At 65.3% G+C, this 26769-nt stretch carries 23 protein-coding genes; 19 read left to right on the forward strand and 4 right to left on the reverse strand.

Translation table 11 applies throughout. The features are described from left to right. Positions 1–24: 24 nt before the first annotated feature. From pheA to mnhG, 14 genes are all read left to right on the forward strand, one after another. The gene (gene pheA / locus KW832_RS11595; RefSeq protein WP_218300002.1) at positions 25–1122 is read left to right on the forward strand and encodes a prephenate dehydratase; all 1098 of its coding nucleotides are present in this window, start codon (positions 25–27) and stop codon (positions 1120–1122) included. A gap of 12 nt (positions 1123–1134) precedes the next feature. Then, positions 1135–2007: a prephenate dehydrogenase gene (locus KW832_RS11600; RefSeq protein WP_218300003.1), complete on the forward strand. Its 873-nt coding sequence runs from the start codon at positions 1135–1137 to the stop codon at positions 2005–2007. 136 nt (positions 2008–2143) lie between these two features. Further along, positions 2144–4186, forward strand: a complete 2043-nt coding sequence (locus KW832_RS11605) for a bifunctional 3-phosphoshikimate 1-carboxyvinyltransferase/cytidylate kinase (RefSeq protein ID WP_218300004.1) — start codon at positions 2144–2146, stop codon at positions 4184–4186. Positions 4187–4381: 195 nt separating this feature from the next. Further along, complete coding sequence (rpsA, locus tag KW832_RS11610) at positions 4382–6067, forward strand: 30S ribosomal protein S1 (protein WP_055402516.1); 1686 nt, start codon at positions 4382–4384, stop codon at positions 6065–6067. 122 nt (positions 6068–6189) lie between these two features. After that, positions 6190–6540 (forward strand): integration host factor subunit beta, encoded by a 351-nt coding sequence (locus tag KW832_RS11615; RefSeq protein WP_055402517.1) that lies wholly within the window; start codon positions 6190–6192, stop codon positions 6538–6540. A gap of 121 nt (positions 6541–6661) precedes the next feature. Next, complete coding sequence (locus tag KW832_RS11620) at positions 6662–6991, forward strand: lipopolysaccharide assembly LapA domain-containing protein (RefSeq protein WP_055402518.1); 330 nt, start codon at positions 6662–6664, stop codon at positions 6989–6991. Further along, positions 6981–8138, forward strand: coding sequence for a lipopolysaccharide assembly protein LapB (lapB, locus tag KW832_RS11625; protein ID WP_218300005.1), 1158 nt, complete (start codon positions 6981–6983; stop codon positions 8136–8138). Before KW832_RS11620 ends, lapB begins: the two co-directional genes overlap by 11 nt. A gap of 40 nt (positions 8139–8178) precedes the next feature. Then, positions 8179–8643 (forward strand): helix-hairpin-helix domain-containing protein, encoded by a 465-nt coding sequence (locus KW832_RS11630; protein WP_218300006.1) that lies wholly within the window; start codon positions 8179–8181, stop codon positions 8641–8643. 115 nt (positions 8644–8758) lie between these two features. Next, on the forward strand, positions 8759–11725 hold the full coding sequence (locus KW832_RS11635) for a monovalent cation/H+ antiporter subunit A (RefSeq protein WP_218300007.1): 2967 nt from the start codon (positions 8759–8761) through the stop codon (positions 11723–11725). After that, positions 11716–12081, forward strand: a complete 366-nt coding sequence (locus tag KW832_RS11640; protein ID WP_063460563.1) for a Na+/H+ antiporter subunit C — start codon at positions 11716–11718, stop codon at positions 12079–12081. Before KW832_RS11635 ends, KW832_RS11640 begins: the two co-directional genes overlap by 10 nt. 161 nt (positions 12082–12242) lie before the next feature. Then, positions 12243–13958 (forward strand): monovalent cation/H+ antiporter subunit D, encoded by a 1716-nt coding sequence (locus KW832_RS11645; RefSeq protein WP_255577692.1) that lies wholly within the window; start codon positions 12243–12245, stop codon positions 13956–13958. Then, positions 13955–14485, forward strand: a complete 531-nt coding sequence (locus KW832_RS11650) for a Na+/H+ antiporter subunit E (RefSeq protein ID WP_121420416.1) — start codon at positions 13955–13957, stop codon at positions 14483–14485. The genes KW832_RS11645 and KW832_RS11650 overlap by 4 nt, the downstream gene beginning before the upstream one ends. Next, the gene (locus KW832_RS11655; RefSeq protein WP_055402533.1) at positions 14482–14760 is read left to right on the forward strand and encodes a K+/H+ antiporter subunit F; all 279 of its coding nucleotides are present in this window, start codon (positions 14482–14484) and stop codon (positions 14758–14760) included. Before KW832_RS11650 ends, KW832_RS11655 begins: the two co-directional genes overlap by 4 nt. After that, on the forward strand, positions 14757–15152 hold the full coding sequence (gene mnhG / locus KW832_RS11660; RefSeq protein WP_218300008.1) for a monovalent cation/H(+) antiporter subunit G: 396 nt from the start codon (positions 14757–14759) through the stop codon (positions 15150–15152). Before KW832_RS11655 ends, mnhG begins: the two co-directional genes overlap by 4 nt. A 51-nt stretch (positions 15153–15203) precedes the next feature. Here the strand turns inward: mnhG and KW832_RS11665 are convergent, their stop codons facing one another. Then, positions 15204–18854 carry a hydantoinase B/oxoprolinase family protein gene (locus tag KW832_RS11665; protein WP_218300009.1) on the reverse strand — a complete coding sequence of 1217 codons (3651 nt, stop codon included), beginning with the start codon at positions 18852–18854 and terminating at the stop codon, positions 15204–15206. 112 nt (positions 18855–18966) lie between these two features. Next, positions 18967–19503: a winged helix DNA-binding protein gene (locus tag KW832_RS11670; protein ID WP_218300010.1), complete on the reverse strand. Its 537-nt coding sequence runs from the start codon at positions 19501–19503 to the stop codon at positions 18967–18969. Positions 19504–19676: 173 nt separating this feature from the next. On the opposite strand from KW832_RS11670, the gene KW832_RS11675 reads away from it, so the two are divergent. From KW832_RS11675 to KW832_RS11695, 5 genes are all read left to right on the forward strand, one after another. Next, complete coding sequence (locus tag KW832_RS11675; protein ID WP_055402541.1) at positions 19677–20660, forward strand: TRAP transporter substrate-binding protein; 984 nt, start codon at positions 19677–19679, stop codon at positions 20658–20660. An 18-nt stretch (positions 20661–20678) separates the two neighbouring features. Beyond that, positions 20679–21188 carry a TRAP transporter small permease gene (locus tag KW832_RS11680; protein ID WP_121420420.1) on the forward strand — a complete coding sequence of 170 codons (510 nt, stop codon included), beginning with the start codon at positions 20679–20681 and terminating at the stop codon, positions 21186–21188. Positions 21189–21208: 20 nt separating this feature from the next. Further along, positions 21209–22513, forward strand: a complete 1305-nt coding sequence (locus KW832_RS11685) for a TRAP transporter large permease (RefSeq protein ID WP_055402545.1) — start codon at positions 21209–21211, stop codon at positions 22511–22513. A gap of 111 nt (positions 22514–22624) precedes the next feature. After that, complete coding sequence (gene crcB / locus KW832_RS11690; protein ID WP_055402547.1) at positions 22625–23011, forward strand: fluoride efflux transporter CrcB; 387 nt, start codon at positions 22625–22627, stop codon at positions 23009–23011. Positions 23012–23132: 121 nt separating this feature from the next. Beyond that, positions 23133–23996 carry a TIGR00730 family Rossman fold protein gene (locus KW832_RS11695; RefSeq protein WP_055402549.1) on the forward strand — a complete coding sequence of 288 codons (864 nt, stop codon included), beginning with the start codon at positions 23133–23135 and terminating at the stop codon, positions 23994–23996. Between the two features lie 39 nt (positions 23997–24035). Here KW832_RS11695 and KW832_RS11700 read toward each other — a convergent pair whose 3' ends face one another. Together KW832_RS11700 and rmuC are read right to left on the reverse strand one after the other, a co-directional pair. Further along, the gene (locus KW832_RS11700; protein WP_218300011.1) at positions 24036–25232 is read right to left on the reverse strand and encodes an MFS transporter; all 1197 of its coding nucleotides are present in this window, start codon (positions 25230–25232) and stop codon (positions 24036–24038) included. Continuing rightward, positions 25229–26755: a DNA recombination protein RmuC gene (rmuC, locus tag KW832_RS11705; protein WP_218300012.1), complete on the reverse strand. Its 1527-nt coding sequence runs from the start codon at positions 26753–26755 to the stop codon at positions 25229–25231. The genes KW832_RS11700 and rmuC overlap by 4 nt, the downstream gene beginning before the upstream one ends. Positions 26756–26769 lie beyond the last annotated feature (14 nt).

Here is a 26769-nt window from a genome sequence, read left to right on the forward strand (position 1 = left end):
CAGCGCACCGAAATTTCCCCATCCATGAACACTCCGCAAGCCTCACCCGACCTCGCCAGCCTGCGCGTGCAGATCGACAGCATCGACCAGCAACTGCTCACGCTGCTGAACCAACGGGCGCTCGTGGCCGAACAGGTGGGTGAAGTCAAGAAGCGCGAAGGCACGCCCTTTTTCCGACCCGACCGTGTAGCCCAGGTCATCGACAAGATCACCCATGCCAACCCTGGGCCGCTCAAGGGTGCGCACGTCGCTGCCATCTGGCGCGAGATCATGTCCGCCTGCCTTGCGCTCGAATCGCCCCAGCGTGTGGCCGTGCTCGGCCCCGAGGGCACGTTCTGCGAGCAGGCAGCGATCGAGTTCTTTGGCGGCGCGGCCGACCTGATGTACTGCGCCAACTTCGACGAAGTGTTCCACGCCACAGCCGCTGGCAGCGCGCAGTACGGCGTCGTGGGCGTGGAGAACTCTACCGAAGGCGTGGTCACCCGCTCGCTCGACCTCTTCCTGCACACCCCCACCCACGTGGTGGGCGAAGTCAGCCTGCTCGTGCGCCACAACCTGCTGCGCACCAGCAACTCACTGGATGGCATTGAGGTGGTACTGGCCCATCCGCAAGCGCTCGCACAATGCCAGGCATGGCTGTCCAAGCACCTGCCGCATGCCGAGCGCCGCCCGGTGTCCAGCAATGCCGAAGGCGCACGCCTGGCCACCACCAACCCTGCCTGGGCGGCACTCTCCAGCGAACGCGCAGCCACTCAGTTCGGCTTGCACATCGTCTCCCACGCCATTCAGGACGACGCCTACAACCGCACCCGCTTCGCCATCATCTGCCTGCCGCACACGCTGCAGACGCCACCGCCCTCGGGCAAGGACTGCACCAGCCTTGTGGTGTCGGTGCCCAACCGCCCTGGCGCCGTGCACGACCTGCTGGTGCCACTCAAGACGCATGGCGTTTCCATGACACGTTTTGAGTCACGCCCTGCCCGCACGGGCCAGTGGGAGTACTACTTCTACATCGATCTCGATGGCCACCCCGCCCAGCCCCATGTGGCGAGAGCGCTGGAGGAACTGCGCAGCCTGTGCGCTTTCTACAAGGTCCTGGGGACCTACCCTGTCTCGTCATAAGGAGCCGTCGCCATGTTCGAACAATTGGGGCTGATCGGCTGTGGACTCATGGGTGGTTCGTTTGCCCTGGCCATGAAAAAAGCCGGGTTGGTCAAGCGCGTGGTGGGCTACAGCAAGTCCCCCTCCACCACCGACCGCGCGCGCCAGTTGGGCGTGATCGATGTGGAAGCGCCCTCCGCACTGCTGGCGGTGGCGGGTGCCGACATTGTGCTGGTGGCTGTGCCCGTAGCCGCCACCGAAGCCACGCTCAAGGCCATCAAGCATCTGGTCACGCCCCGGATGCTGATCATGGATGTGGGCTCGACCAAGGCCGATGTGGTGCAGGCTGCGCAGCGCTCGCTGCGCGACCAGGTGGGATCGTTCGTACCAGCACACCCCATCACGGGGCGCGAAGTATCAGGTGTGGAACACGCAGAAGCCGATCTGTACAGCGGACGCCAGGTGATCCTGACACCTACCGAGCGCACCCTGACGGCCCAGCTGCAGGACGCCGAAAAAATCTGGACTGCACTGGGCTGCCGTGTGACCAGCATGTCGCCGGAGTCGCACGACGCGGCCTTTGCCGCCGTCAGCCACCTGCCCCATTTGCTCGCGTTTGCAATGATGAACAGCATCACGGGCCAGACGCACGGCGACGAATTTTTATCGCTCGCAGGCCCCGGATTCCGCGACTTCACGCGCATTGCCGCCAGCGACCCCAAGGTATGGCGCGACATCCTGCTGTCCAACCGTGAAGAGCTGATTGCCCAGTCCAAGCTGTTCCAGCAGGCCCTGCGCAACATCGAGCAGGCCATGGAAAAAGGCAACGCCCAAGCGCTCGAAGACATGCTGACCTTGGCCAGCGAAACCCGTGTACACTGGCGCATGGGCGCGAAGAGAAAGTAACCCCCGGAGCCGCCTGCGGCGCCTTCCCCCAAGGGGGACGCACCCGGTGGCCTGGCAAAGCCAGCTCCACGGGTGCACTGGGATGGGCCTGCGCCAGTAATGACGGGCGCTTGCACCCAATGGACGAAAGATACCGATGTACAGCACCGCATTCCTTGATCTCCCCCCCCTGCAAGCCGCGGCAGGTGAAGTTGACCTGCCGGGCTCCAAGAGCATCTCCAACCGGGTACTGCTGCTGGCCGCGCTGAGCAATGGCACCACCACGGTGCACGACCTGCTGGCGTCCGACGACACGCGCGTAATGCTCGACGCGCTGCGCCAGATCGGGTGCACGGTGGATGAGGCTGGAAGCACGGTGCGCATCACAGGTCTGGGTGGCCGCCTGCCCCAATCCCCCGCCAAGCTGTTTCTGGGCAATGCGGCCACTGCCATGCGCCCGCTCACGGCAGCGCTGGCGCTGCTGGGCGGCGAGTTCGAGCTGTCGGGCGTCCCGCGCATGCACGAGCGCCCGATTGGCGACCTGATTGATGCCCTGCGACAACTGGGCTGCCAGATCGACTACCTCGGCAACGACGGCTACCCACCACTCAGGATCGCCCACGGCCAGGGTGTGCCTGTGCTGGCGCTGGCAGAGCCCATCCGCGTGCGCGGCGATGTATCGAGCCAGTTCCTCACCGCGCTGCTCATGGCGCTGCCTCTGGCCGCAGGCGCGCAGGCCATCGTGATCGAGGTGGTGGGCGAGCTGATCTCCAAGCCCTACATCGCCATCACGCTGCAGCTGCTGGCGCGGTTTGGCATCGTGGTCGAGCACCAGAACTGGCAGCGTTTCACCATCCCTGCGGGCAGCCGCTACCAGTCGCCCGGCAGTATTCATGTGGAGGCAGACGCCTCATCTGCTAGCTATTTCATAGCGCTTGGAGCAATAGCGACTGGCGCTACTGGCCAAAAAGATGCCAAATCCGGCATCAAGATACAAGGCGTCGGCCTCGACTCGATCCAGGGAGATATTCGCTTTGTCGAAGCGGCCCGGGCCATGGGCGCGGTGATCACCGGGGGCCCCAACTGGCTGCAGATCGAACGCGGCGCCTGGCCCCTCAAGGCCATTGACCTGGACTGCAATCACATCCCCGACGCGGCCATGACGCTGGCCGTGATGGCCCTGTATGCCCAGGGCACGACCACGCTAACCAACATCGCCAGCTGGCGCGTGAAGGAAACCGACCGCATCGCCGCCATGGCCACCGAGCTGCGCAAGCTCGGCGCCACGGTGGAGGAAGGGGCGGACTACATCCGCGTGACGCCTCCCGCCCAGTCCTCTGACTGGAAAGCCGCCAGCATCCACACCTATGACGACCACCGCGTGGCCATGTGCTTCTCGCTGGCCGCCTTCAATCCGGCGCGTCTGCCGGTGCGCATCGAAGACCCAAAGTGTGTGGCCAAGACCTTCCCGGACTATTTCGAGGCGCTGTTCTCGGTCGCCCAGGTCGACACCTCCCACATCCCGGTGATCTGCATTGACGGCCCCACGGCCTCGGGCAAAGGCACGGTGGCGGCGGCGGTGGCGCAGCGGCTGGGCTATCGCTTCTTGGATTCCGGCGCGATGTACCGCATCACCGCCCTCGCCGCGCTGCGGGCGGGTTTCGCCATCGATGCGGACCACGAAGCCCGCATCGCCACCCTGGCCCAGACGCTGCCGGTGCGGTTTGAGGGCGGCAAGGTGTGGCTGGGCAGCGACGACGTGACCGAGGCCATCCGCACCGAAGAAGCCGGTATGAACGCGTCCCGCGTGTCCGCCCTGCCTGCCGTGCGCACGGCGCTGGTGGACCTGCAACACAGCTTCCAGCGCCTGCCGGGGCTGGTGGCCGATGGCCGCGACATGGGCACCGTGATCTTCCCCGAGGCACCGTTGAAGGTGTATCTCACGGCCAGCGCCGCCTGCCGCGCAGAACGCCGTTATAAGCAGTTGATTTCTAAGGGTTTTTCGGCTAGTATCGCAGACCTTCGCGCAGATTTGGAGGCGCGCGACGCCAGGGACAGTTCCCGCAGCGTTGCACCCCTCAAGCCCGCGCAAGACGCTCTGGTCCTGGACAACTCCGATTTGACGATTGAACAAGCCGTCGAACAGGTGTTGGCCTGGTGGCAGGAGCGCCAGCCCTTCGCAGCTTCTGCGCAGCGCTGACAACGTGGAGCCCTAGGGCTCCAGGCAGTGCCGAAAGGCCTTGCCACAGGCCCACGCAGCCCCTCTCGCGCGTCAGCGCACAGGTTGTGTGGATCGATAACCTAACCCGCGGCTTTGCCGCAAAAAACCACCGCAAGCAGCTATAAAAACGGTAGCAATGGTGCTGCCGGAATCCTGTTTGTGGCAAGGAAACACATGTCCGAATCTTTTGCCGCCCTTTTTGAAGAATCCTTGCAGCGCACGGAAATGCGCCCAGGCGAAGTCATCACCGCTGAAGTCGTGCGCGTTGAGCACAACTTCGTGGTCGTGAACGCTGGCCTCAAGTCCGAAGCCTACGTGCCGCTGGAAGAGTTCAAGAACGACAAGGGCGAAGTCGAAGTCCAAGTGGGTGACTTCGTGTCGGTGGCCATTGGCTCCATCGAAAACGGCTACGGCGACACCATCCTGTCGCGCGACACCGCCAAACGTCTGGCTTCGTGGATGAGCCTGGAAAAGGCCCTGGAATCCGGCGAATTCGTCACTGGCACGACCAGCGGCAAGGTCAAGGGCGGTCTGACCGTTCTGGTCAACGGCATCCGCGCATTCCTGCCCGGTTCGCTGATCGATACCCGTCCGATCAAGGATCTGACGCCGTACGAAAACAAGACCATGGAATTCAAGGTCATCAAGCTGGACCGCAAGCGCAACAACGTGGTGCTGAGCCGCCGCGCCGTGGTGGAAGCCTCCATGGGCGAAGAGCGCGCCAAGCTGATGGAAACCCTGAAGGAAGGCTCCATCGTTCAAGGCGTGGTCAAGAACATCACCGAATACGGTGCGTTCGTGGACCTGGGCGGCATCGACGGCCTGCTGCACATCACCGACATGGCATGGCGCCGCGTGCGTCACCCTTCCGAAGTGGTGACAGCTGGCCAGGAAATCACGGCCAAGATCCTGAAGTTCGATACCGAAAAGAACCGCGTGTCCCTGGGTCTGAAGCAAATGGGCGACGACCCATGGATGGGCGTGAACCGCCGCTACCCCCAAGGCACCCGCCTGTTCGGCAAGATCACGAACATTGCCGACTACGGCGCGTTCGTCGAACTCGAACCCGGCATCGAAGGCCTGGTGCACGTGTCTGAAATGGACTGGACCAACAAGAACATCGCTCCCGCCAAGCTGGTTTCGCTGGGCGACGAAGTCGAAGTCATGGTCCTCGAAATCGACGAAGACAAGCGCCGTATCAGCCTGGGCATGAAGCAGTGCAAGGCCAACCCATGGCAAGAATTCGCACAGGACACGAAGCGCGGCGACCGCGTGAAGGGTCCTATCAAGTCGATCACCGACTTCGGCGTGTTCGTGGGCCTGGCTGCCGGCATCGACGGCCTGGTTCACCTGTCTGACCTGTCGTGGAATGAAGCTGGCGAAGCCGCAGTTCGTAACTACAAGAAGGGCCAGGAAGTGGAAGCCATCGTGCTGGCCGTGGACGTGGACCGCGAACGCATCTCGCTGGGCATCAAGCAGCTCGACGGCGACCCATTCACGACCTTCGTGACGGTGAACGACAAGGGCCAGACGGTGACCGGCAAGGTCAAGACCGTGGACGCCCGTGGCGCTGAAATCGACCTCGGCGAAGACATCGTGGGTTACCTGCGCGCTTCGGAAATCTCCCGCGACCGCGTGGAAGATGCCCGCAACGTGCTCAAGGAAGGCGACGAAGTCACGGCCGTGGTGGTCAACGTGGATCGCAAGACCCGCAACATCCAGCTGTCGATCAAGCAAAAGGACATGGCTGACGAACAAGGCGCCATGGCCAACCTGAGCCAGCAATCGAGCCGCGAAAGCGCCGGCACGACCAGCCTGGGCGCCCTGCTGCGCGCCAAGCTGGACAACTCGGAAAAGTAAAGCGCTGACCCGTTGAGGAGCCTCAGCGCACATTGCGCGGTAAGCTCCTTGTACGGTCAGACAGCGGGCGCCTCGGCGCCCGCTCTTTTTTCAGCAAAGACCTGCCCACCCGCAGCCTGCCCATGCCCCAAGATTCCATGACCCGCTCAGACCTCGTTGAAGAACTGGCCGCGCGCTTTGGTCAGCTCACCCATCGCGATGCCGAATACGCCGTCAAGACCATCCTGGACGCCGTGGGCGAGGCCCTGGTGCGTGGGCACCGCATCGAGATCCGGGGCTTTGGCAGCTTCTCGGTCAACCACCGCCCACCCCGCATGGGACGTAATCCGCGCAGCGGCGAGGCCGTGGCCATCCCCGAAAAACGGGTGCCCCATTTCAAGCCTGGCAAGGCTCTGCGTGAAGCCGTGGACAAGCGCACCGCCGAGATGGAAGAAAACTCCGGTGCCGCCAGCAGCACAACCATTCAAAAATAATAGCTGCTCGCGCTTTACAGATAAGCGCTAGAGGCCTATTTGACTTGAATTCTTATCCTGCAAGGGCCATGCGGCCCAGCAGGCACAAGCTCTTAGAATCGCCCCACCACTGGGGAGACCGATGAAATACCTCCTGTGGCTGCTCAAGGCAGCCATTTTTTTTACGCTGTTTGCCTTCGCGCTGAACAACCAGCAGGACGCCACCGTGCACTTCTTCTTTGGCACGCAATGGCGCGCGCCGTTGGTGCTGGTGGTATTGACCGCATTTTCAGCGGGCCTGGCCGTGGGAGTGCTGGGCATGGTGCCGCGCTGGTGGAGGCACCGCACCGCAGCGCGACGCGCCCATGCAGCGGTGGCAGCGCCCACGCCCGTGGCATCCTCCGCAGCAGCGGGCTCCATGCCCCCCGCCCCGCCACCACCGCCCGACCTGCCTTCAGCCCATGGAATTTGACCTGACCTGGATCCTGCTGGGCCTGCCCGTGGCCTTTGTGCTGGGCTGGCTGGCATCGCGTTTCGACCTGCGCCAGCTGCGCGCCGAAAACCGCCGTGCGCCCAAGGCCTACTTCAAGGGCCTGAACTTCCTGCTCAACGAGCAGCAGGACCAGGCCATCGACGCCTTCATCGAGGCCGTGCAGAACGACCCCGACACCTCAGAACTGCACTTTGCGCTGGGCAACCTGTTCCGCCGCCGGGGCGAATACGACCGCGCCGTGCGTGTGCACGAGCACCTGCTCTCGCGCGGCGACCTCTCCCGCACCGACCGCGAGCGTGCCCAGCACGCGCTGGCGCTCGACTTCCTCAAGGCCGGGCTGCTCGACCGCGCGGAAGACGCCCTGCACCGCCTGGAAGGCACGCCCTTCGAGGCCCAGGCCCGCCTGGCCCTGCTGGCCATCTACGAGCGCTCGCGCGACTGGCCACACGCTGCCACCATTGCCCGCAAGATGCACGACGCCGACCAGGGCGATTTCAGCACCCGGCAGGCACATTACCTGTGCGAACAGGCACTCGCCCTGATTGCGCAGGGCGACCTGCCCGCCGCCCAGGCGCTGCTGGAACAGGCGGTGGCCGCCGCCCCCGAGGCAGCGCGCGCGCGCATCGAACTGGCGCGGCTGCAGCGCCTCATGGGCCAACCCGCCGCCGTGCTGGCCACGCTCAAGACGCTGGGTGAACGCAACCCTGCGGCCTTGCCTCTGGCCGCCCCGCTGCTGGTCGAAGCCGCCACGGCCAGCGGGCGCACCGCCGAGGTCCATGGCCTGCTGCAGGCCCACTATGAACAGGCACCCTCGCTCGACGTGCTGGAGAGCATCGTGGCCATGGAGGCCGCTGACGCCACCACCAGCGGTTCCGCCCGGCAGCGCTATGTGGAGCATCTGGACAAGGAACGCTCGCTGGTGGCCGCCGCCAAATGGCTGGCCACCGAAAAGCTGGAGCACGAGGAGTTCCACCCCCAGGTCCAGCGGGCGCTGGAGCATGCCGTGAAACCCCTCACACGCTACCGCTGCGCGGCCTGCGGCTTTGAAGCGCGCCAGCATTTCTGGCAATGCCCCGGCTGCCAGACCTGGGACAGCTACCCCGCGCGCCGCGTCGAAGAACTCTGACCCGCCATTCCAGCCCTCCACGCCAAGGACACCCGCCACCATGCTGAAGACACTGCTGACCCTGATCGCCACTTTGCTGCTGGCCACCACCGCCGCCTTCGCCGCCGTGGACGTGAACACCGCCACCGAAGCCGAACTCGACGGCATCAAGGGCATCGGGCCCGGCCTGTCGGGCCGCATCCTCCAGGAGCGCCAGAGTGCTCCCTTCAAGGACTGGGCCGACTTCATCGGCCGTGTGGGTGGCGTGGGCAACAAGAGTGCCGTCAACTTCTCCAAAGAGGGCCTGACCGTCAACGGCAAGAAGTACAGCGCAGCAGCCGCCGCCAAGGCGGAAGCCAAGAGCAAACAGAAAGAGAAAGAAAAAACCGCCAGCCACCAGGGCACAGAACGCAAGGCCCGCAGCAGCGCAGACAAGACCGCCGCCGCACCAGCCACACCACCAACAGCGGCACCAGCAGCCCCCGCCCCTGCCGCTACCCCAGCAGCCAGCGCTAGCAAAAACTAAGCAGACTTCACAAGCAGCAAGCCCGCTCCAGCGGGCTTTTTTTTTGCACCCACCACAAGCTCGGCAGCAAGGGCTGGGCAGGGTTTTTAGGGGCTGCCCCTAAAATTGTTCGCGCATGCCCCTGATCACCCTCATCCTCCTCCCCTTCATCGGCAGCCTGCTGGCGGCAGTGTTGCCCGCCAATGCCCGCAACACCGAGTCCACGCTCGCCGGGCTCATTGCCTTGTTCTGCACGGTGCAGGCGGCGCTCTACTTCCCACAGATTGCAGACGGCGGCGTGCTCCGGCAAGAGCTGGCCTGGCTGCCCGCCCTGGGCCTGAACCTGGTCATCCGCATGGATGGCTTTGCGTGGATGTTCTGCATGCTGGTGCTGGGCGTGGGTAGCCTGGTGGTGCTGTATGCGCGCTACTACATGTCGGCCGCCGACCCGGTGCCACGCTTCTTTTCGTTTTTTCTGGCGTTCATGGGAGCGATGGCGGGTGTGGTGCTGTCGGGCAACATCATCCAGATTGCGTTCTTCTGGGAGCTGACCAGCCTGTTTTCCTTCCTGCTGATCGGCTACTGGCACCACCGCAAGGATGCGCGGCGCGGTGCGCGCATGGCGCTCACGGTGACGGGCACAGGCGGGCTGGCCATGCTGGCGGGCATGCTGGTGCTGGGCCACATCGTGGGCAGCTACGACCTCGATCACGTGCTGGCCGCAGGCGCGTTGATCAAGGCGCACCCGCTGTACCTCACCGCACTGGTGCTGATCCTGCAGGGCGCGCTCACCAAAAGCGCACAGTTCCCGTTCCACTTCTGGCTGCCCCACGCCATGGCTGCGCCTACGCCCGTGTCGGCCTACCTGCACTCGGCCACCATGGTGAAGGCCGGTGTGTTCCTGATGGCCCGGCTGTGGCCCGCACTGTCGGGCACGGAAGAGTGGTTCTGGCTGGTGGGCGGTGCGGGCCTGGTCACGCTGCTGGTGGGCGGCTACGCGGCGATGTTCCAGAACGACCTCAAGGGCCTGCTGGCCTACTCGACCATCTCGCACCTGGGCCTCATCACCCTGCTGCTGGGCCTCAACAGCCCGCTGGCCGCCGTGGCGGCCGTGTTCCACATCATGAACCACGCAACCTTCAAGGCCTCGCTGTTCATGGCTGTGGGCATCGTGGACCATGAAAGCGGCACGCGCGACATACGGCGCCTGTCGGGCCTGCGCAGGATGATGCCCATCACCGCCACCCTGGCCATGGTGGCCAGCGCGGCCATGGCGGGCGTGCCGCTGCTCAACGGCTTCCTGTCCAAGGAAATGTTCTTTGCCGAGACGGTGTACGTGAACACCACGCCGATGCTCGAATGGCTGCTGCCCGTCGCGGCCACAGTGGCCGGCATGTTCAGCGTGGCGTACTCGCTGCGCTTCACGGTGGATGTGTTCTTTGGCCCACCCGCTACCGACCTGCCGCGCCCGCCCCATGAGCCGCCGCACTGGATGCGCGTTCCTGTCGAACTGCTGGTGCTGGCCTGCCTGGTGGTGGGCACGCTGCCCGCCTGGTCTGTGGGGGCCTACCTGGCCGCCGCCGCACGGCCCGTGGTGGGCGGCGAGCTGCCCACGTACAGCCTGGCGGTGTGGCATGGCTTTAATACCCCGTTTGTAATGAGCCTGGTGGCATTGGGCGGTGGCATTGCGCTGTATGCGCTGCTGCGGCGTCAGCGCGCGCGCGGCATGCTGGATGCACCGCCCCTCATGCATCACCTGAGCGGCCAGCGCATGTTTGAGCACCTGCTGGCCGCCCTCACGCTGGCGGGCCGCAACGGCCGCCGCCTGCTGGGCACCAGCCGCCTGCAGTGGCAGATGCTGTGGCTGGCCGCAGCGGCCCTGGTGGCGGGTACCCTGCCCCTGTGGGCGCGGGGACTGCCAATTGGCGACCGCGTGCAGTTGCCGCTATCGCCCACGTTTGCGCTGCTGTGGCTGCTGGGCGCCGTGTGCGCCGTGGCGGCGGCGTGGCAGGCCAAGTACCACCGGCTGGCCGCCCTCACGCTGCTGGGCGGCTCGGGCCTGTGTGTGTGCCTGACCTTTTTGTGGTTCTCGGCGCCCGACCTCGCGCTCACACAGATCGTGGTGGAGATCGTGACCACCATCCTCATCCTGCTGGGCCTGCGCTGGCTGCCCCGCCGCGACGAAAGCCTGCGCGTGCCCACCCTGGCCGAAGAGCGCCGGACCCAGCTGCGCCGCTACCGGGACCTGGCACTGGCGTTGAGCGCGGGCGCAGGCATGGCGCTGTTGTCGTTCGCGATGATGAGCCGCCCTTTCCCCGACAGCACCTCCACCTTCTTCCTGGAGCGCGCCCTTACCGACGGGGGCGGCACCAACGTGGTCAACGTCATGCTGGTGGACTTCCGGGGCTTTGACACCTTTGGCGAGATCGTGGTACTGGGCATTGTGGCGCTCACGGTGTATGCGCTGCTGCGGCGCTTCCGCCCTGCGCGCGAGGTGATGGACCTGCCGCCCCAGCAGCGCGCACTGCCCGCCGATGTGGACACCGACCTGACCAACCCGCGCCAGACCGCCGACACCGCCGTCGGATACCTCATGGTGCCTGCGGTGCTGGTGCGGCTGATGCTGCCGTTTGCCACGCTGGTCGCGGTCTACCTCTTCATGCGCGGCCACAACGAGCCCGGCGGCGGGTTTGTGGCAGGGCTGGTGTTCTCGGTGGCCCTGCTGCTGCAGTACATCGTCTCGGGCACGTCATGGGTCGAGGCGCATCTGCCCCTGTACCCACGCCGCTGGATCGGCGTGGGCCTTCTAGCCGCGCTGGCCACCGGGCTGGGCGCACTGGCCTGGGGCTATCCGTTCCTGACCAGCCACACGGCCCATTGGCACCTGCCGGTGGTGGGCGAGATCCATGTAGCCAGCGCGCTGTTCTTCGACATCGGCGTGTTCACCCTGGTGGTGGGCTCCACCATGCTCATCCTCACCGGCATTGCCCACCAGTCGGTGCGCAGCCACCGCTACAACAATGCGCGCGCCGACGACGAGGCGGCAGAACAAGCCGCTGCTGCCACAGCGCCCACCACCCGGGGAGAAACTGCATGGAACTGATACTGGCCCTGGCCATCGGTGTGCTCACCGGCTCGGGTGTGTGGCTGCTGCTGCGCCCACGCACCTTCCAGGTCATCATGGGCCTGTCGCTGCTGTCGTACGCAGTCAACCTCTTCATCTTCAGCATGGGCCGCCTGGGCCTGGCGATTGACAAGGAGCCCGTACTGCAGCCCGGCCTGCCGCAGGACCTGGCCCACTATGCCGACCCCATGCCCCAGGCGCTCACACTCACGGCCATCGTGATCGGCTTTGCCATGACGGCGCTGTTCCTGGTGGTGCTGCTGGCATCGCGTGGCATGGCGGGCACTGACCATGTGGACGGCACCAAGGGTAAAGACGTGCAGGAAATGCCATGATGAAGAACACCCCCCTGAGCGGCTTCGCCGCTTCCCCCCGCTCTCGCAGTGCTGCACACTGGGGGGGCAGGGGGACGCAGCCCTCGCTGCGGGGCGGCCCTTGCTAGGCTGCCCTGGCCTAGCGCGTGCCAGTTTCGTGCGCAGCGCCGTGGACCGATGACATGACATTCACAGGATTTTTACTTGACCGGCTGATGCCGCACCTGATCCTCGCGCCCATTGCGCTGCCCCTGCTCACGGCCGGGCTCATGCTGCTGCTGCGCGAGGAACGCCAGCGCACCAAGGTCACGCTCAACATCACATCGACCCTGGTCGGCCTGGTGGTGGCTGTGTTGCTGCTGGTGCAGGCCAAGGAGCCCAGCGTGCAGACCAGCCTGGGCGTGTACCTGCCGGGCAACTGGCCGGCGCCGTTCGGCATCGTGCTGGTCATCGACCGCCTGTCGGCCATGATGCTGGTGCTGACCAGCACAGTGGCGCTCGCCACGGTGCTGTTCTCGGCCGCGCGCTGGCACCGGGCGGGTGTGCACTTTCACCCGCTGTTCCAGTTCCAGCTCATGGGGCTGGCCGGTGCGTTCCTCACGGCCGACCTGTTCAACCTGTTTGTGTTCTTCGAGATCATGCTGGCGGCGTCCTACGGGCTGCTGCTGCACGGCTCAGGCCGCCCGCGCGTGTCGGCGGGGCTGCACTACATCGCCATCAACCTCGCCGCCTCTTCGCTGTTCCTCATCGGGGTGTCGATGCTCTACGGCATCACCGGCACGCTCAACATGGCCGACCTGGCCCAGAGCATTGCGGGTGTGGCCGTGGCAGACCGGGGGCTGCTGCATGCGGCCGCTGCGATTCTGGCGGTCGCGTTCCTCATCAAGGCCGCCGTGTGGCCGCTCAACTTCTGGCTGGTACCCGCCTACAGCGCGGCCACGGCGCCCGTGGGCGCACTGTTTGCGCTGATGACCAAGGTGGGCGTGTACAGCGTGCTGCGGCTGTGGACGCTGTTGTTTGGCCCCGAGGCCGGTGAATCGGCCCAGTTTGGCAGCCAGTGGCTGATTGGCGGCGGCCTGCTCACCATGGCCTTTGGCGCCATCGGCATGCTGGGCTCGCAGCGCCTGGGGCACCTGGCAGGCTTCAGCGCCGTCCTGTCGTCGGGCACGCTGCTGGCGGCCGCGGGCTTCGGCCAGAACCTGCTCACAGGCGGGCTGCTGTACTACCTGCTCAGCTCCACGCTGGCGGTGAGCGCCCTCTTCCTGCTGACCGACCTGATCGACCGCTGGCGCAACGATGGCTCCAACCTCGCCCCCTACGAGCAGACGGACGATGCGCCGTTTCTGTCGGCCGATCTGGTGCCCACGGAAGGCATGAACCTCGACGACAAGGAGGAGGCGCTCATCGGCGAGGTGATCCCTGCGGCCGCTGCCTTCCTGGGCCTGGCCTTCATCGCCTGCACGCTGGTCATTGCAGGCCTGCCACCTCTGCCAGGGTTTGTGGGCAAGTTCGCCATGGTGCATGCGCTGCTCAACCCGCTGGGACTGGGCGCCTCCAGCGGGTTCCAGCTGGGCGCTGCGGGCTGGACGCTGGTGGCCCTGCTGGTGACCTCGGGCCTGCTGGCGCTGGTGGCCTTGACCCGTGCAGGCATCCGCCATTTCTGGGCCGCACATGATCGGTCGGCCCCCAAGCTGCTGGTACTGGAAGGCTTGCCGATTGCCCTGCTGCTGGGCGCCTGCGCGGCGCTGGCCTGGCAGGCCGGCGCCGTGATGCGCTACACCCAGGCCACGGCCGACGCATTGCACGCGCCCGCTGGCTACATGCGCGCGGTGATGGCCACTGAGCCCGTGCCCAACCCGCCCCAGCCTGCCACCACACCGGGGGGCAACCTGCCATGAAGCCAGAGCCCCTTCCCACATCCACATCGCCCCGGCCCTTCAAGCGGCTGGTGCCCGCGCCCCTGCTGTCGCTGGCGCTGCTGGGCCTGTGGCTGCTGCTCAACCGCAGCCTGAGTGCCGGGCATTTTGTGCTGGGCAGCGTGCTGGCGCTGGCGATTCCGCTGCTCACGGCCGGGCTGCGCCCGCTGCCGGTGCGCGTGCGCAAACCGGGCGCCGTGCTGCGCCTGGCCTTCACGGTGGTGGCTGACACCACCCGCTCCAACCTGGCCGTGGCCCGCCTGCTGCTGGCGCCCGGCCGCAGGCGCCACCCTGCCGGGTTTGTGCACATCCCGCTGGACGTGCGCGACCCCAACGCACTGGCCGTGCTGGCGATGATCGTCTGCATCACCCCTGGCACGGCCTGGGCCGAGCTGTCGCTGGACCGCAGCGTGCTGCTGCTGCATGTGCTGGAACTGGACGACGCGGCCACCGTGATCGCCGACGTGAAGCGGCGCTACGAGGCCCCTTTGATGGAGATTTTTGAATGACCCCGATACTGGATTGGGCCCTCCCCATCGCCCTGTTCATGCTGGCCCTGGCCATGGGCTGCGCGCTGATCCGCCTGCTCAAGGGCCCCTCCGCACAAGACCGGGTGCTGGCGCTCGACTGCATGTACCTGAGCGGCATGCTGGTGATGCTGGTGCTGGGCCTGCTGTATGGCAGCAAGAACTACTTCGAAGCTGCGCTGCTGCTGGCGCTGTTCAGCTTTGTGGGCAGCATGGCCATGGCCAAGTTTCTGCTGCGTGGCGAGGTGATCGAATGACCGACGCCGCTACCACTGCCGTGCTGCCGCTCTGGCTGGAAATCATCGTGGCCTTGCTGGTGCTGGCGGGCGCGGGGCTCGCGCTGCTGGGCTCCACCGGCCTGCTGCGCCTGCCCACGTTTTTTGAACGGGTGCACGCGCCTGCCATCATCGCCACGCTGGGCTGCTGGCTGATCATGCATGGCACGGTGCTGTACTTCTCGGTGGCCGACCGCAGCCTGGCGCTGCATGCACTGCTGATCGCCGTGTTCGTGGCGATCACGGTGCCGATCATGTCGATCTTCTTGATGCGTGCGGCGCTGTTCCGCGCGCGGCAGATGGGGCTGGATGTGCCTCCCAGCCTGAGCCAGCCCAAGGCATCTGCAGCGCCTGCAGATGCCAAAGACTCCTGATTTGATAGCTGCTTGCGCTTGATGGACGCGCGCAAGCAGCCATTTTTATCACTATTTTTGGTCTGAAGATCCAAAACCGCCGCCGCCCGGCGTGTGGATTTCAAACACGTCGCCCGGTTGCATCTCGGCCTGGCCGATGTGATCCAGCAGTTCCACCCGACCATCGCTGCGCACCACCTTGTTGATACCCACAGCGCCCGGCTGACCACCCGCCATGCCAAACGCGCCATGGTGGCGGCCGTTCGACAAGATGCTGGCCGTCATGGGCTCCAGAAAGCGCACACGGCGCACGCCGCCGTCGCCACCTTTCCACTGCCCGGCGCCTCCCGAGCCCTTGCGGATCTCGTAGCCCTCCAGCCGCACCGGAAAGCGAAACTCCAGCACCTCGGGGTCCGTCAGGCGCGAGTTGGTCATGTGGCATTGCACGACGCTGGTGCCACCAAAACCGCCCACCAGCTGCCCGTTGGCATCCCACACACCGCCCGCGCCGCTACCGCCCGAGATGGTCTCGTAGTACTGGTAGCGCGTGCTGCCAAAGGTGAAGTTGTTCATGGTGCACTGCCCCGCCGCCATCAGGCCCAGTGCGCCGTACAGCGCATTGGTGATGCAGGTGGACGTCTCAACATTGCCCGCCACCACCGATGTGGGTGGGTTGGGGTTGAGCATGCTGCCGGGCGGGATGATGACGTTGAGCGGCTTGAGGCACCCCGCGTTCAGCGGAATGTCGTCATCCACCAGCGTGCGGAACACATACAGCACCGCCGCCATGCACACCGCCGTGGGCGCGTTGAAGTTGTTCGTCTGCTGCGGGCTGGTGCCGGTGAAGTCGATGGTGGCGCTGCGACTCGCTGCATCCACCTTCACGGCCACGCTGATCTGCGCGCCGTTGTCCAGAGGCAGCGTGAACGCACCATCCTTGAGCCGTGTGATGACACGGCGCACGGACTCTTCGGCGTTGTCCTGCACATGGCGCATGTAGGCCTGCACCACGTCCAGCCCAAACTCGGCCACCATGCGGCGCAGCTCCTGCTGGCCTTTCTCGTTGGCGGCGATCTGCGCGCGCAGGTCGGCCATGTTCTGCTGCGGGTTGCGGCTGGGGTATTCGCCGCTTTCCAGCAGTGCAATCATCTCCGCCTCGCGCAGCACGCCGCGCTCCACCAGCTTCACATTGTTGATCTGCACGCCCTCTTCTTCAATGCGCGTGGAGAACGGCGGCATCGACCCCGGCGTGATGCCGCCCACATCGGCATGGTGGCCCCGGCTGCCCACGTAAAAAGTGGGCATGGCTTCATCGGCAAGGTACACCGGCGTGATGACCGTGATGTCCGGCAAATGCGTGCCACCGTGGTACGGGTCGTTGAGCACAAACACATCGCCGGGCTGCATCTTGCCTTGGTTCTCGCGGATCACCGTCTTGATGCTCTCGCCCATCGAGCCCAGGTGCACCGGCATGTGCGGCGCATTGGCAATCAGGTTGCCTGCGGTGTCGAACAGCGCGCAGCTGAAGTCCAGGCGCTCCTTGATATTGACCGAGTAGGCCGTGTTCTGCAGCTGCAGCCCCATCTGCTCGGCAATGTTCATGAACAGGTTGTTGAACACTTCGAGCAGCACCGGGTCCACCGTGGTGCCCACGGCATGCTGCACGGCACGGGCCACGCGGCGGTTGAGCAGCAGGTGGTCCAGGTCGGTCAGCGCGGCCTCCCAGCCAGGCTCCACTATTGTTGTAGCGTTCTTCTCGGCAATGATGGCCGGGCCGGGGATCACATCGCCGGGGCGCAAGTCCTCGCGCACCACCAGGGCGGCGTCGTGCCATGCAGGCACGCCATCGATGCCACCGGTGTACATGCGCACGGTGCTGCGGCGCGGCACCTCGCGCGCGGGTTGTAGCGTGTGGCGTGGCTCCACGGGCGCGTCGCCGGGCACCACGGCCTCGACGGACACGGCCTCCACCACCAGGCCCTTGCCCTGCATGAGGAACGCAAAACGCTGGCGATAAGCGTTCTCGAACGCGTCGGTGATCTCGGCCAGCGAGCCAAACGGCACGATCAGCGCCGAGTCGCTGCCCTCGTAGCGCACATGCACGCGGCGGTGCACCACGGCAGTGCCCGCGCCCACCTGCTGGCGCTCCAGCTCGGTGCGGGCGGTGGTGGCCAGTTGCTCCAGCGTGGCCTCGATGCCGGGCAACGCGTCGGGCACGAGCTTGGTCTCTACGGCCTGCTCACGGATCACGTTCTGGTCCGCCAGGCCCATGCCGTAAGCACTGAGCACGCCCGCCAGCGGGTGCACAAACACGCGCGTCATGCCTAAAGCGTCGGCCACCAAACACGCATGCTGGCCGCCCGCGCCGCCAAAGCACTGCAGCGTGTAGCGCGTCACGTCGTAGCCGCGCGCCACGCTGATCTTCTTGATGGCATTGGCCATCTGCTGCACGGCGATCTGAATGAAGCCATGGGCTACGTCTTCGGCCTTGCGTCCGGTCTGTGTGGCGAGGCCTTCAAACTTCTGCGCCACCGCATCGCCATCCAGCGCCTCGTTGGCCGCGTGGCCAAACACCTTGGGGAAATGTGCAGGCTGGATCTTGCCCACCATCACGTTCGCATCCGTCACGGCCAGCGGGCCGCCACGGCGGTAGCTGGCGGGGCCAGGGTTGGCGCCCGCGCTTTCGGGGCCCACGCGGAAGCGTGCGCCGTCAAAGCCGAGGATGGAGCCGCCCCCGGCTGCCACGGTATGGATGCTCATCATGGGCGCGCGCATGCGCACGCCCGCCACCTGGGTCTCGAACTCGCGCTCGAACTCGCCCGCGTGGTGGCTCACGTCGGTGCTGGTGCCACCCATATCAAAGCCGATGACCTTGTCGTGGCCTGCCAACCCAGCGGTGCGCGCCATGCCGACGATGCCGCCTGCAGGGCCGCTCAGGATCGCGTCCTTGCCCTGGAACACCTGTGCATCCGTCAGGCCACCCGACGACTGCATGAAGAACAGCTTGACGCCCGGCATTTCGCTCGCCACCTGGTCCACATAGCGGCGCAGGATGGGCGACAGGTACGCATCCACCACCGTGGTGTCACCCCGGCTCACCAGCTTCATCATGGGGCTGGTGGCGTGCGATGCGCTCACCTGCGTAAAGCCGATTTCGCGCGCGATGCGGGCTGCAGCCTCTTCGTGTGCGGTGTAGCGGTAGCCGTGCATGAACACGATGGCCGCGCTGCGCAGGCCCGCGTCGTAGGCCGCCCACAGGCGTTCTTTCAGGTGCGCTTCGTCCAGCGGCTCAATCACCTCGCCCCGTGCGCCCACACGCTCCTGCGCCTCGATCACGCGCTCATACAGCAGCTCGGGCAGCACGATGTGGCGGTCGAACAGACGCGGGCGGTTCTGGTAGGCGATGCGCAGCGCGTCCTTGAAGCCCTTGGTGGTAATGAGCAGCGTGGGCTCGCCCTTGCGCTCCAAGAGCGCGTTGGTGGCCACGGTGGTGCCCATCTTCACGCACTCCACCAGCTCGGGCGTCACAGGTTCGCCGGGCTTCAAACCCAGCAGGTGGCGGATGCCCGCCACGGCGGCATCCTTGTACTGCTCGGGGTTCTCGGACAGCAGTTTGTGCGTGACGAGCGTACCGTCCGGGCGCTTGCCCACCACGTCGGTGAAGGTGCCGCCCCGGTCGATCCAGAACTGCCAGCGGGACATGGGAGAGGGTTGGTTGGACATATCAATGCTACTCAATTGATAGCTATCAGCGCTTTACAGTCGCGCGCAAGAGCCGATTTTTATTCAAATTTCCGGACCATACAGGGCACCGAAGCCACTCAGGCCGCCAGCGTCACAGCGACGCGGCCGAGCGCGCCGCCTGGTCGTACATGCCCGAGAGCACACGCAGCAACCGGGCCAGCTCGCCGATGTCGCGGTTCAGCGCGTCATCGGCTTTCAGGGCGTCGATCAGGCAGCTCTCGCGGATCTCACGGTAGCGCTGCACGTAGGCACGGCCCACGTCGGTGGCAGCATAGGTGACTTCCTTGCCGTTCTTTTGCGAGGCCACGACGCCCAGGTTCTGCAGCTTTTTCAGCGCATAGTTCACCAGGTGCGTGTCTTCCACATTCATGATGAAGCAGATGTCGGCCAGGCGTTTGTCGCGCGCGCGGTGCGTGACATGGTGCAGAACCACCACGTCGAGCGGCGTCAGATCCTTGAGCCCCGCCGCCGCCATGCAGTGCACCACCCAGCGGTGGAACGCATTGCCCGCCACGATGAGACCGAACTCGAACTCGCTCATCTCTGCGCTCTGTGCCGACACCAGATGCGCCGAAGACACGATGGGGCCGGAGTCGGTTTTGGCCTTGGGCCTGGCGTCAGATTTCATGGCGGGTTCGGGCCTGTGGGTTCTGTCATTGGCACGGGATATGCATGGGGCATTGTAGGCAAGTCGATGGTAATTTGTTGGCAATTTGTCAGCGTTTAGGCAAAACACCTATCGCAATCGGATCGGCTTCCGATACAGTGATTTGTTACATCCAACCCTGCGGAGCAATATCCATGAAGCGTCGAATCTTCCCCGTGACCGCACTTGCCCTGACCCTGGCGGCGGGCCTGTCTGCGACCTCGGCATTCGCCCAGACCAAGTGGGATCTGGCGGCCGCCTACCCAGCCACCAACTTCCACACCGAGAACATGGTGCAGCTGGCCGGCGATGTAGACAAGGCCACGGGCGGCAAGCTCAAGATCACGGTGCATGCCAACGCCGCGCTGTTCAAGGCGCCCGAAATCAAGCGCGCGGTGCAAGGCGGCCAGGCGCAGATGGGCGAGATCCTGCTGGCCAACTTCCAGAACGAATGGCAGCTGTTTGGCGTGGACGGCCTGCCCTTCCTGGCCGACAGCTACGACGCATCCAAGAAGCTCTACGCCGCGCAAAAGCCGTTCCTGGAGAAGAAGCTGGCCGAACAAGGCATGGTGCTGCTGTATGCCGTGGCCTGGCCCCCACAAGGCATCTACACCAAGAAGCCCCTGGCCTCGGCCGCCGACCTCAAAGGCATCAAGTGGCGCGCCTACAGCCCCGCCACCGCCCGCATTGCCGAGCTGGTGGGCGCACAGCCTGTGACGGTGCAGGCCGCAGAGTTCTCGCAGGCCCTGGCCACGGGCGTGGTCGAATCGACGATGACCTCGGGCGCCACCGGCGTGGACAGCAAGCTGTACGAGCACCTCAAGTTCTACTACGACACCCAGGCCTGGCTGCCCAAGAACGCCGTGCTGGTAAACAAGAAGGCCTTTGACGCGCTGGACAAGCCCAGCCAGGACGCCCTCCTCAAGGCCGGTGCCGACGCCGAAGCACGCGGCTGGGCCGCCAGCGCCAAGGTCAACACCGACACCATCGCCAAGCTCAAGGCCAATGGCATGGCGGTAGAAGCGCCGCCCGCAGCCCTGAAGGCTGACATGGCCAAGGTCGGCGACACCATGCTCAAGGAATGGCTCGACAAGGCCGGCCCCGAAGGCAAGGCGCTGATTGACGCCTACCGCAAGTAAGCTCGGGCATCCACGCAAATGCGTCGTCTGCTGGACTTTCTGTACGACAGCGCCGCCGCCCTGGCGGCGCTTTTCATGGTCGGCCTGCTGGGCATGGTGCTGCTGTCCATCGCCAGCCGGCAGTTCCACTTCCACGTGCCGGGCACGGATGCCTACGCAGGCTATCTGATGGCGGCTGCGGGTTTTCTGGCGCTGGCCCACACCTTGAAGCGCGGCGAACACATCCGCGTCACGCTGCTGCTCAACTTTTTGAAGGGCGGCGCCAAGAAGGCCTTTGAGATCTGGGCCCTGGCCATTGCCACGCTGCTGGCCGTGCTGTTTGCGGTGTACAGCTGCAAGCTGGCCTGGCAATCGCACGAGTTCCACGACATCTCCACAGGCAGCGATGCCACGCCCCTGTGGATTCCCCAGATCGCCATGGCCGTGGGCACGGTGATTCTGGCCATCGCCTTCATCGACGAGCTGGTGCTGGAGGTGATGAACAAACGCGCCGACGCCCATCCCGGCGAAGCCTTGCGCAATGAATAAGACAACCAGGCCCATCTACCATGAGTGATCTCGCCATTACCGGCCTGCTGGTCCTGTCGCTGTTCCTGATTCTGGGCAGCGGTGTCTGGATCGGGCTGACCCTCTCGGGCGTCGCCTGGATCGGCATGCAACTGTTCTCGTCGCGCCCAGCTGGCGATGCGATGGCGGTGACGATCTGGGGCAGCGCCTCCAGCTGGACCTTGACCGCCCTGCCCCTGTTCATCTGGATGGGAGAAATCCTGTTTCGAACGCGGCTGTCGCAAGACATGTTCAAGGGCCTCGCCCCCTGGGTGCAGGCGCTGCCGGGCCGCCTGCTGCACACCAACGTAGTGGGCTGCACGATTTTTGCGGCCGTGTCGGGGTCGAGTGCCGCCACCTGCGCCACCATCGGCAAGATGACGCTGCCCGAACTGACACGCCGGGGCTACCCTGAGCACATGGTGGTGGGCACCCTGGCCGGTGCCAGCACGCTGGGCCTCTTGATCCCGCCGTCGATCATCATGATCGTCTACGGCGTATCGGCCGAAGTGTCCATCTCGCAGCTGTTCATTGCGGGCGTGCTGCCGGGCATTCTGCTGGCGGCCCTGTTTTCGGGGTACATCATGCTGTGGGCGCTGCGCCACCCCGACCAAGTGCCCGCCGCCGACGTGCGCCTGACCTTTGCGCAAAAGCTGGCCGAGTCGCGCAGCCTGATTCCGGTGGTGCTGCTGATTGCGGCGGTGCTGGGCAGCATCTACACCGGCTTTGCCACAGCCACCGAAGCCGCAGCCGTGGGTGTGGTCGGCTCACTGGTGCTCTCGGCCGTGCAGGGCTCGATGAGCTGGAGCACCTTCAAGGAATCGCTGATGGGCGCCACGCGCCTGTACTGCATGATTGCGCTGATCCTGGCCGGTGCCGCGTTTCTCACGCTGTCCATGGGCTATATCGGTCTGCCGCGCCACCTGGCTGAATGGATTGCGTCGCTGGGGCTCAACAAGGCCCAGCTCATTGCGGCGCTCGCAGTGTTCTTCATCATCCTGGGCTGCTTCCTGGACGGCATCTCCATGGTGGTGCTGACCATGGGCGTGCTCATGCCCACGGTACACGCGGCAGGCATCGACCCCATCTGGTTCGGCATCTTCATCGTGCTGGTGGTCGAGATGGCGCAGATCACACCGCCCGTGGGCTTCAACCTGTTCGTGCTGCAAGGCATGACCGGCCGCCAGCTGCCCTGGATCGCCAAGGTGGCCCTGCCCATGTTCCTGCTGATGTGCGCGGCCGTGGCGCTGCTCTATATCTTCCCCGGCATCGTCACCTGGCTGCCGCAGCAGATGGCGGCGCGCTAAGCCGCCAGCATGCGAAACGGGTGTGGTCCAGACCAGGGCCACTCCGTTTTGCGCTTTGGGGGAAGGCGCGAAGCGACCCAGGGGGACTTCATTTGCTGTGACAATCCCCCCATGCTCAATGTTCTGGCCATCTGCATCGGCGCCTGTGTGGGCGCACTGGCGCGCTGGCGCCTGGGCCTGTGGCTCAGCCCGGGCGGCTTGATTCCCTGGGGAACCCTGGCAGCCAACCTGGTGGGCGGTTATCTCATCGGCGTGTGTGTGGCTGTTTTTCACGCCCTGCCCCAGATCGATCCCGTCTGGCGGCTGGCTTTGGTCACGGGTTTTCTGGGCGCACTCACCACGTTCTCCAGCTTCTCGGCCGAGGTGGTTGAAATGTTGATGGTGCAACGCTACGCCATGGCCCTGGGCACTACAGCACTGCACCTGTTCGGGTCGCTATGCCTGACGGCGCTTGGCATACAAAGTGCTTCATATTTCATAGCAGCTCGCGCATTGTAGACTTGCCCAAGGGCCCATTTTCTCTCCACCTCATCCTCCATTGCATTACGCTGCCCAAGCCGGTGGCCGCAGCATTCGCCCCACCCCTTTTCCCCCTACAGACCGACACGAAGAGTCTCTTATGGACGCCAATACTCAACTCAACGAACGCCGCCTGGCCGATGCCTGGGCGGAACTGCAGAACCACGCAGTCAACGGCAACCCCTTGCACGCAGACGCTTATCGCCTCGCGTTTGCCGACCCGGAATTCCTGTTCCGCCGCGAGACACGCGGCATCCGCTTTCAGCTGGAAATGCTCAAGCCCGACCTGGGCCAGGCCGAGCAAGGCATCGAGAACACCGTGGTGGTCTACGGCAGCGCCCGGTTTGTGGCACCCGACGAGGCCGCAGCCCAGTTGGCCGAGGCCGAGGCCAGTGGCGACGAGGTGCGCCTGCAGCGTGCCCAGCAGGCTGTGCGCAACGCCCGCTACTACGACCTCGCCCGCCAGTTCGCCAAGGTGGTGGCGGAATACAGCGAGCACCAGCGCCCCGCAGACCGCATCTACATCTGCACGGGCGGCGGCCCTGGCATCATGGAGGCCGCCAACCGGGGTGCCCACGAAGCCGGTGCACTGAACGTGGGCCTGAATATCGCCCTGCCCCACGAGCAAAGCGGCAATCGCTTCATCTCGCCCTCGCTCTCCTTCAAGTTCCACTACTTCGCGCTACGCAAGATGCACTTCATGATGCGCGCCAAGGCATTGGTGGCCTTCCCGGGGGGTTTTGGCACGCTGGACGAACTGTTCGAGGTGCTCACGCTGGTGCAGACCAAGAAGGCCAAGCCGGTGCCCATCGTGCTGTTTGGTACCGACTACTGGAGGCGGCTGATCAACTTCGAAGTGCTGGTGGAAGAAGGCACGATCTCCGCCCAAGACCTCAAGCTCTTTCACTACACCGACGACCCGCAAGAGGCGTGGGAGCTGATCAAGTCGTTCTACCAGCTGTAGGCCTTTCTTTGCCTACTGGCTCCGCACGGCAAGCGGCACTCAGCCCGGCCCCTGCCCCGGCTGTTTTTTCTCGCCCCCGATGCGCCACGCCAGCCGGGCGCCGCCCAGGCCTGCGGCGCCCACCCCCCAGAACAGGCCGCTCACGCCAATCACCGCCCCGGCCGATCCGAACATCAGGGGCATCAGCACGCTGGATGCGTTGATGGCCATGAGGCGCAGACCCAGCGCTTCGCCCTGGCGATGTGAGGGCGTGATCTGGTGCAGCAGGCTCATCACCATGGGCTGCCCCGTGCCCAGCACCAGGCCCAGCAACACCGAGCACAGCCCCATGGCCCAGGCGCTTTGCAGCATGGGGTACACCGCAAACAACACGGCCGTCACCAGCATGGCGCCGGCCATTACGCCCCGCTCGCGCAAGTGCTTGGCCACAAAGGGCATGAGCACGCGGATCACGGTGGCCGCAATCGCAAACGCCCCGAAGATGGTGCCAATGACCGCCGCCGACAAGCCGCGCTCATGCCCCAGCAGCGGCACCGCAAAGGCATGCACATCCCAGCACGACGAGATGAGCCAGTTCACGATGAGCAGGCGGCGAAACGGTGGGTCGTTCAGCAGATCCCACGCGCGCTGTGGCGGGCCATCTTTGGCGGAGGCTGCAGCCGCAGCCGGCAGATCCTGCGTGCTGCGCACACACCACCAACTGACCAGGGGCAGCAACGCCAGCAACGCAAAGGCCGCGCGGTAGCCTTCCAGGCTGCCCGGGGTGGTACCCGCATGGTCGATGGCCAGCCCCGCCGCAAATGGGCCGATGAAGTTGGACACCGCCGGGCCTATCGACAGCCAGCTGAACACCTGCTTGAGTTCGGTGGCGTCATGCACGGCGCGGCCCGCGTGGCGCTGCACGGCAATGGTGGCGCCCCCTGCGCCCGCCCCTGTCATCAAGGCCGCAACGCACAAGACCGCATAGGTCGGAAACACCACCGCCAGCCCTGCGCCCATGCACGCCACAGCCACCGAATAACCCATCGGGCGCTTGAGGCCGTGGCGGTCTGCAAACCGGCCCGCAGGAAGGGCCAGAAACACCTGGGTGAGCGCGAACAGCGCCACCAGAAACCCCACTGCCGCCACGCTGTAGCCCTCGCGCAGCGCGAGCAGGGGCGCGGCCAGCCGCATGCCAGCCATGCTGCCGTGCACACAGATCTGCGCGGCAATCAGCCGGGCCAGTGCCCAGTTCACAGCGGATCGTCCTCGGGGTCCAGCCCCGGCAACGGCACGGTGGTGGCCCCTGGCGCAGGCAGGTCCTGCACATCCCGCAGGCGCTTCTGGATGGCGCGGGTGCGCACGCCCACCTCGTCAAACTTCTTGGCGGCGGCGTCGATGGATTTTTTGGTGGCCTCGACCACGTCGCCAAACTTGGCGAACTCGGTCTTGACCATGCCCAGAAGGCTCCACACTTCTGACGAGCGTTTCTCGATCGCCAGCGTCTTGAAGCCCATCTGCAGGCTGTTGAGCATGGCGGCCAGATTGGCCGGGCCGGTGATCATCACGCGGCAATCGTTCTGCACGGCCTCGACCAGGCCGGGGCGGCGCATGACCTCGGCAAACAGGCCTTCGGTGGGCAGGTACAGCACGGCAAAGTCGGTGGTGTGCGGGGGCGAGACGTACTTCGCGAAGATCTTCTTGGCTTCGAGCTTGATCGACGTTTCAAACGCATTGCCTGCCGACTGGATGGCCGCCTTGTCGGCCGCGTCCTGCGCATCCATCAGGCGCTGGTATTGCTCCACCGGGTACTTGGAATCGATGGGCAGCCACACGGGGTGCTCGTCGCTCTTGCCCGGCAGGCGGATAGCAAATTCCACCAACTCATCGCTGCCTGGCACGGTCTTGACGTTGCGCGCGAACTGCTCGGGGGTAAGCACGTTGTCGATGATGGCGCCCAGCTGCATTTCGCCCCAGGTACCGCGCGACTTCACGTTGGTCATCACGCGTTTCAAGTCGCCCACGCTGCCGGCCAGGGTCTGCATCTCGCCCAGGCCTTTATGCACTTGTTCGAGCCGGTCGCTCACCAGCTTGAAGGATTCGCCCAGGCGCTGCTCCAGCGTGGCGTGGAGCTTTTCGTCCACCGTGCGGCGCATTTCTTCGAGCTTGGTGGCGTTGTCGGCCTGGATGGCGGCCAGGCGCTCGTTGAGCGCGGTGCGCAGTTGTTCTGCATTGTGCTGGCTACCCTGCACCAGCCCGGTGAGCTGCTGCGACACCGCGTCTTGCAGCACCGCAAACTGGTTCTTGATCTGAAAGCTGTTGGCTTCGAGCTGGTCTTTGAGCGCTTGCGACATCACCCCCAGCTGCGACTGGGTGTCGCTCTTGAGCGAATCGAGCGTGAGGCGCGTGGCTGCGTCCAGGGCCGTGAGGCGCTGCTCCAGCCGCGCCTCGAACACGCCAAAGGCGGCCAACAGCTCGGCACGGCCGTTGCGCGATTCGGCCACCGCCTGCGTCAAACGCTCATCGACCGCGTGGCGCAGCCCCTCCAGCGTGGTCTGCGTGGTTTGGGTGAAGCCGCGCAGCTGCTGGCCCATGCCATCCAGCGCGCCATCGTTCTTGGCCACGGCCAGTTGGGTGGCCTGAGCAGTGCGCTCCAGCGCCTGCAGGCGGGCCAGCCATTCGGGCGGCAAATCCACGCGGGGGCGACGCAGCGCCAGCAGCGCGAGCGCGATGAACACCAGGGCCAGTGCGGCCAGCAGAACGAGGGTATCGGTAGTCAAGGAAGGATTACTAT

The organism is Acidovorax sp. sif0632 (assembly GCF_019218805.1).
Lineage (GTDB): Bacteria > Pseudomonadota > Gammaproteobacteria > Burkholderiales > Burkholderiaceae_C > Acidovorax > Acidovorax facilis.

What these genes read in the sequence shown, in the direction of transcription:
- mnhG (WP_218300008.1), top strand. Translation starts at nt 14,757, where the DNA reads ATGACCGACGCCGCTACCACTGCCGTGCTGCCGCTCTGGCTGGAAATC.
- pheA (WP_218300002.1), top strand. Translation starts at nt 25, where the DNA reads ATGAACACTCCGCAAGCCTCACCCGACCTCGCCAGCCTGCGCGTGCAG.
- rpsA (WP_055402516.1), top strand. Translation starts at nt 4,382, where the DNA reads ATGTCCGAATCTTTTGCCGCCCTTTTTGAAGAATCCTTGCAGCGCACG.
- crcB (WP_055402547.1), top strand. Translation starts at nt 22,625, where the DNA reads ATGCTCAATGTTCTGGCCATCTGCATCGGCGCCTGTGTGGGCGCACTG.
- KW832_RS11680 (WP_121420420.1), top strand. Translation starts at nt 20,679, where the DNA reads ATGCGTCGTCTGCTGGACTTTCTGTACGACAGCGCCGCCGCCCTGGCG.
- KW832_RS11605 (WP_218300004.1), top strand. Translation starts at nt 2,144, where the DNA reads ATGTACAGCACCGCATTCCTTGATCTCCCCCCCCTGCAAGCCGCGGCA.
- KW832_RS11620 (WP_055402518.1), top strand. Translation starts at nt 6,662, where the DNA reads ATGAAATACCTCCTGTGGCTGCTCAAGGCAGCCATTTTTTTTACGCTG.
- KW832_RS11640 (WP_063460563.1), top strand. Translation starts at nt 11,716, where the DNA reads ATGGAACTGATACTGGCCCTGGCCATCGGTGTGCTCACCGGCTCGGGT.
- KW832_RS11600 (WP_218300003.1), top strand. Translation starts at nt 1,135, where the DNA reads ATGTTCGAACAATTGGGGCTGATCGGCTGTGGACTCATGGGTGGTTCG.
- KW832_RS11650 (WP_121420416.1), top strand. Translation starts at nt 13,955, where the DNA reads ATGAAGCCAGAGCCCCTTCCCACATCCACATCGCCCCGGCCCTTCAAG.
- KW832_RS11675 (WP_055402541.1), top strand. Translation starts at nt 19,677, where the DNA reads ATGAAGCGTCGAATCTTCCCCGTGACCGCACTTGCCCTGACCCTGGCG.
- KW832_RS11635 (WP_218300007.1), top strand. Translation starts at nt 8,759, where the DNA reads ATGCCCCTGATCACCCTCATCCTCCTCCCCTTCATCGGCAGCCTGCTG.
- KW832_RS11615 (WP_055402517.1), top strand. Translation starts at nt 6,190, where the DNA reads ATGCCCCAAGATTCCATGACCCGCTCAGACCTCGTTGAAGAACTGGCC.
- KW832_RS11655 (WP_055402533.1), top strand. Translation starts at nt 14,482, where the DNA reads ATGACCCCGATACTGGATTGGGCCCTCCCCATCGCCCTGTTCATGCTG.
- KW832_RS11670 (WP_218300010.1), bottom strand. Translation starts at nt 19,503, where the DNA reads ATGAAATCTGACGCCAGGCCCAAGGCCAAAACCGACTCCGGCCCCATC.
- KW832_RS11695 (WP_055402549.1), top strand. Translation starts at nt 23,133, where the DNA reads ATGGACGCCAATACTCAACTCAACGAACGCCGCCTGGCCGATGCCTGG.
- KW832_RS11685 (WP_055402545.1), top strand. Translation starts at nt 21,209, where the DNA reads ATGAGTGATCTCGCCATTACCGGCCTGCTGGTCCTGTCGCTGTTCCTG.
- KW832_RS11665 (WP_218300009.1), bottom strand. Translation starts at nt 18,854, where the DNA reads ATGTCCAACCAACCCTCTCCCATGTCCCGCTGGCAGTTCTGGATCGAC.
- KW832_RS11630 (WP_218300006.1), top strand. Translation starts at nt 8,179, where the DNA reads ATGCTGAAGACACTGCTGACCCTGATCGCCACTTTGCTGCTGGCCACC.
- KW832_RS11645 (WP_255577692.1), top strand. Translation starts at nt 12,243, where the DNA reads ATGACATTCACAGGATTTTTACTTGACCGGCTGATGCCGCACCTGATC.
- lapB (WP_218300005.1), top strand. Translation starts at nt 6,981, where the DNA reads ATGGAATTTGACCTGACCTGGATCCTGCTGGGCCTGCCCGTGGCCTTT.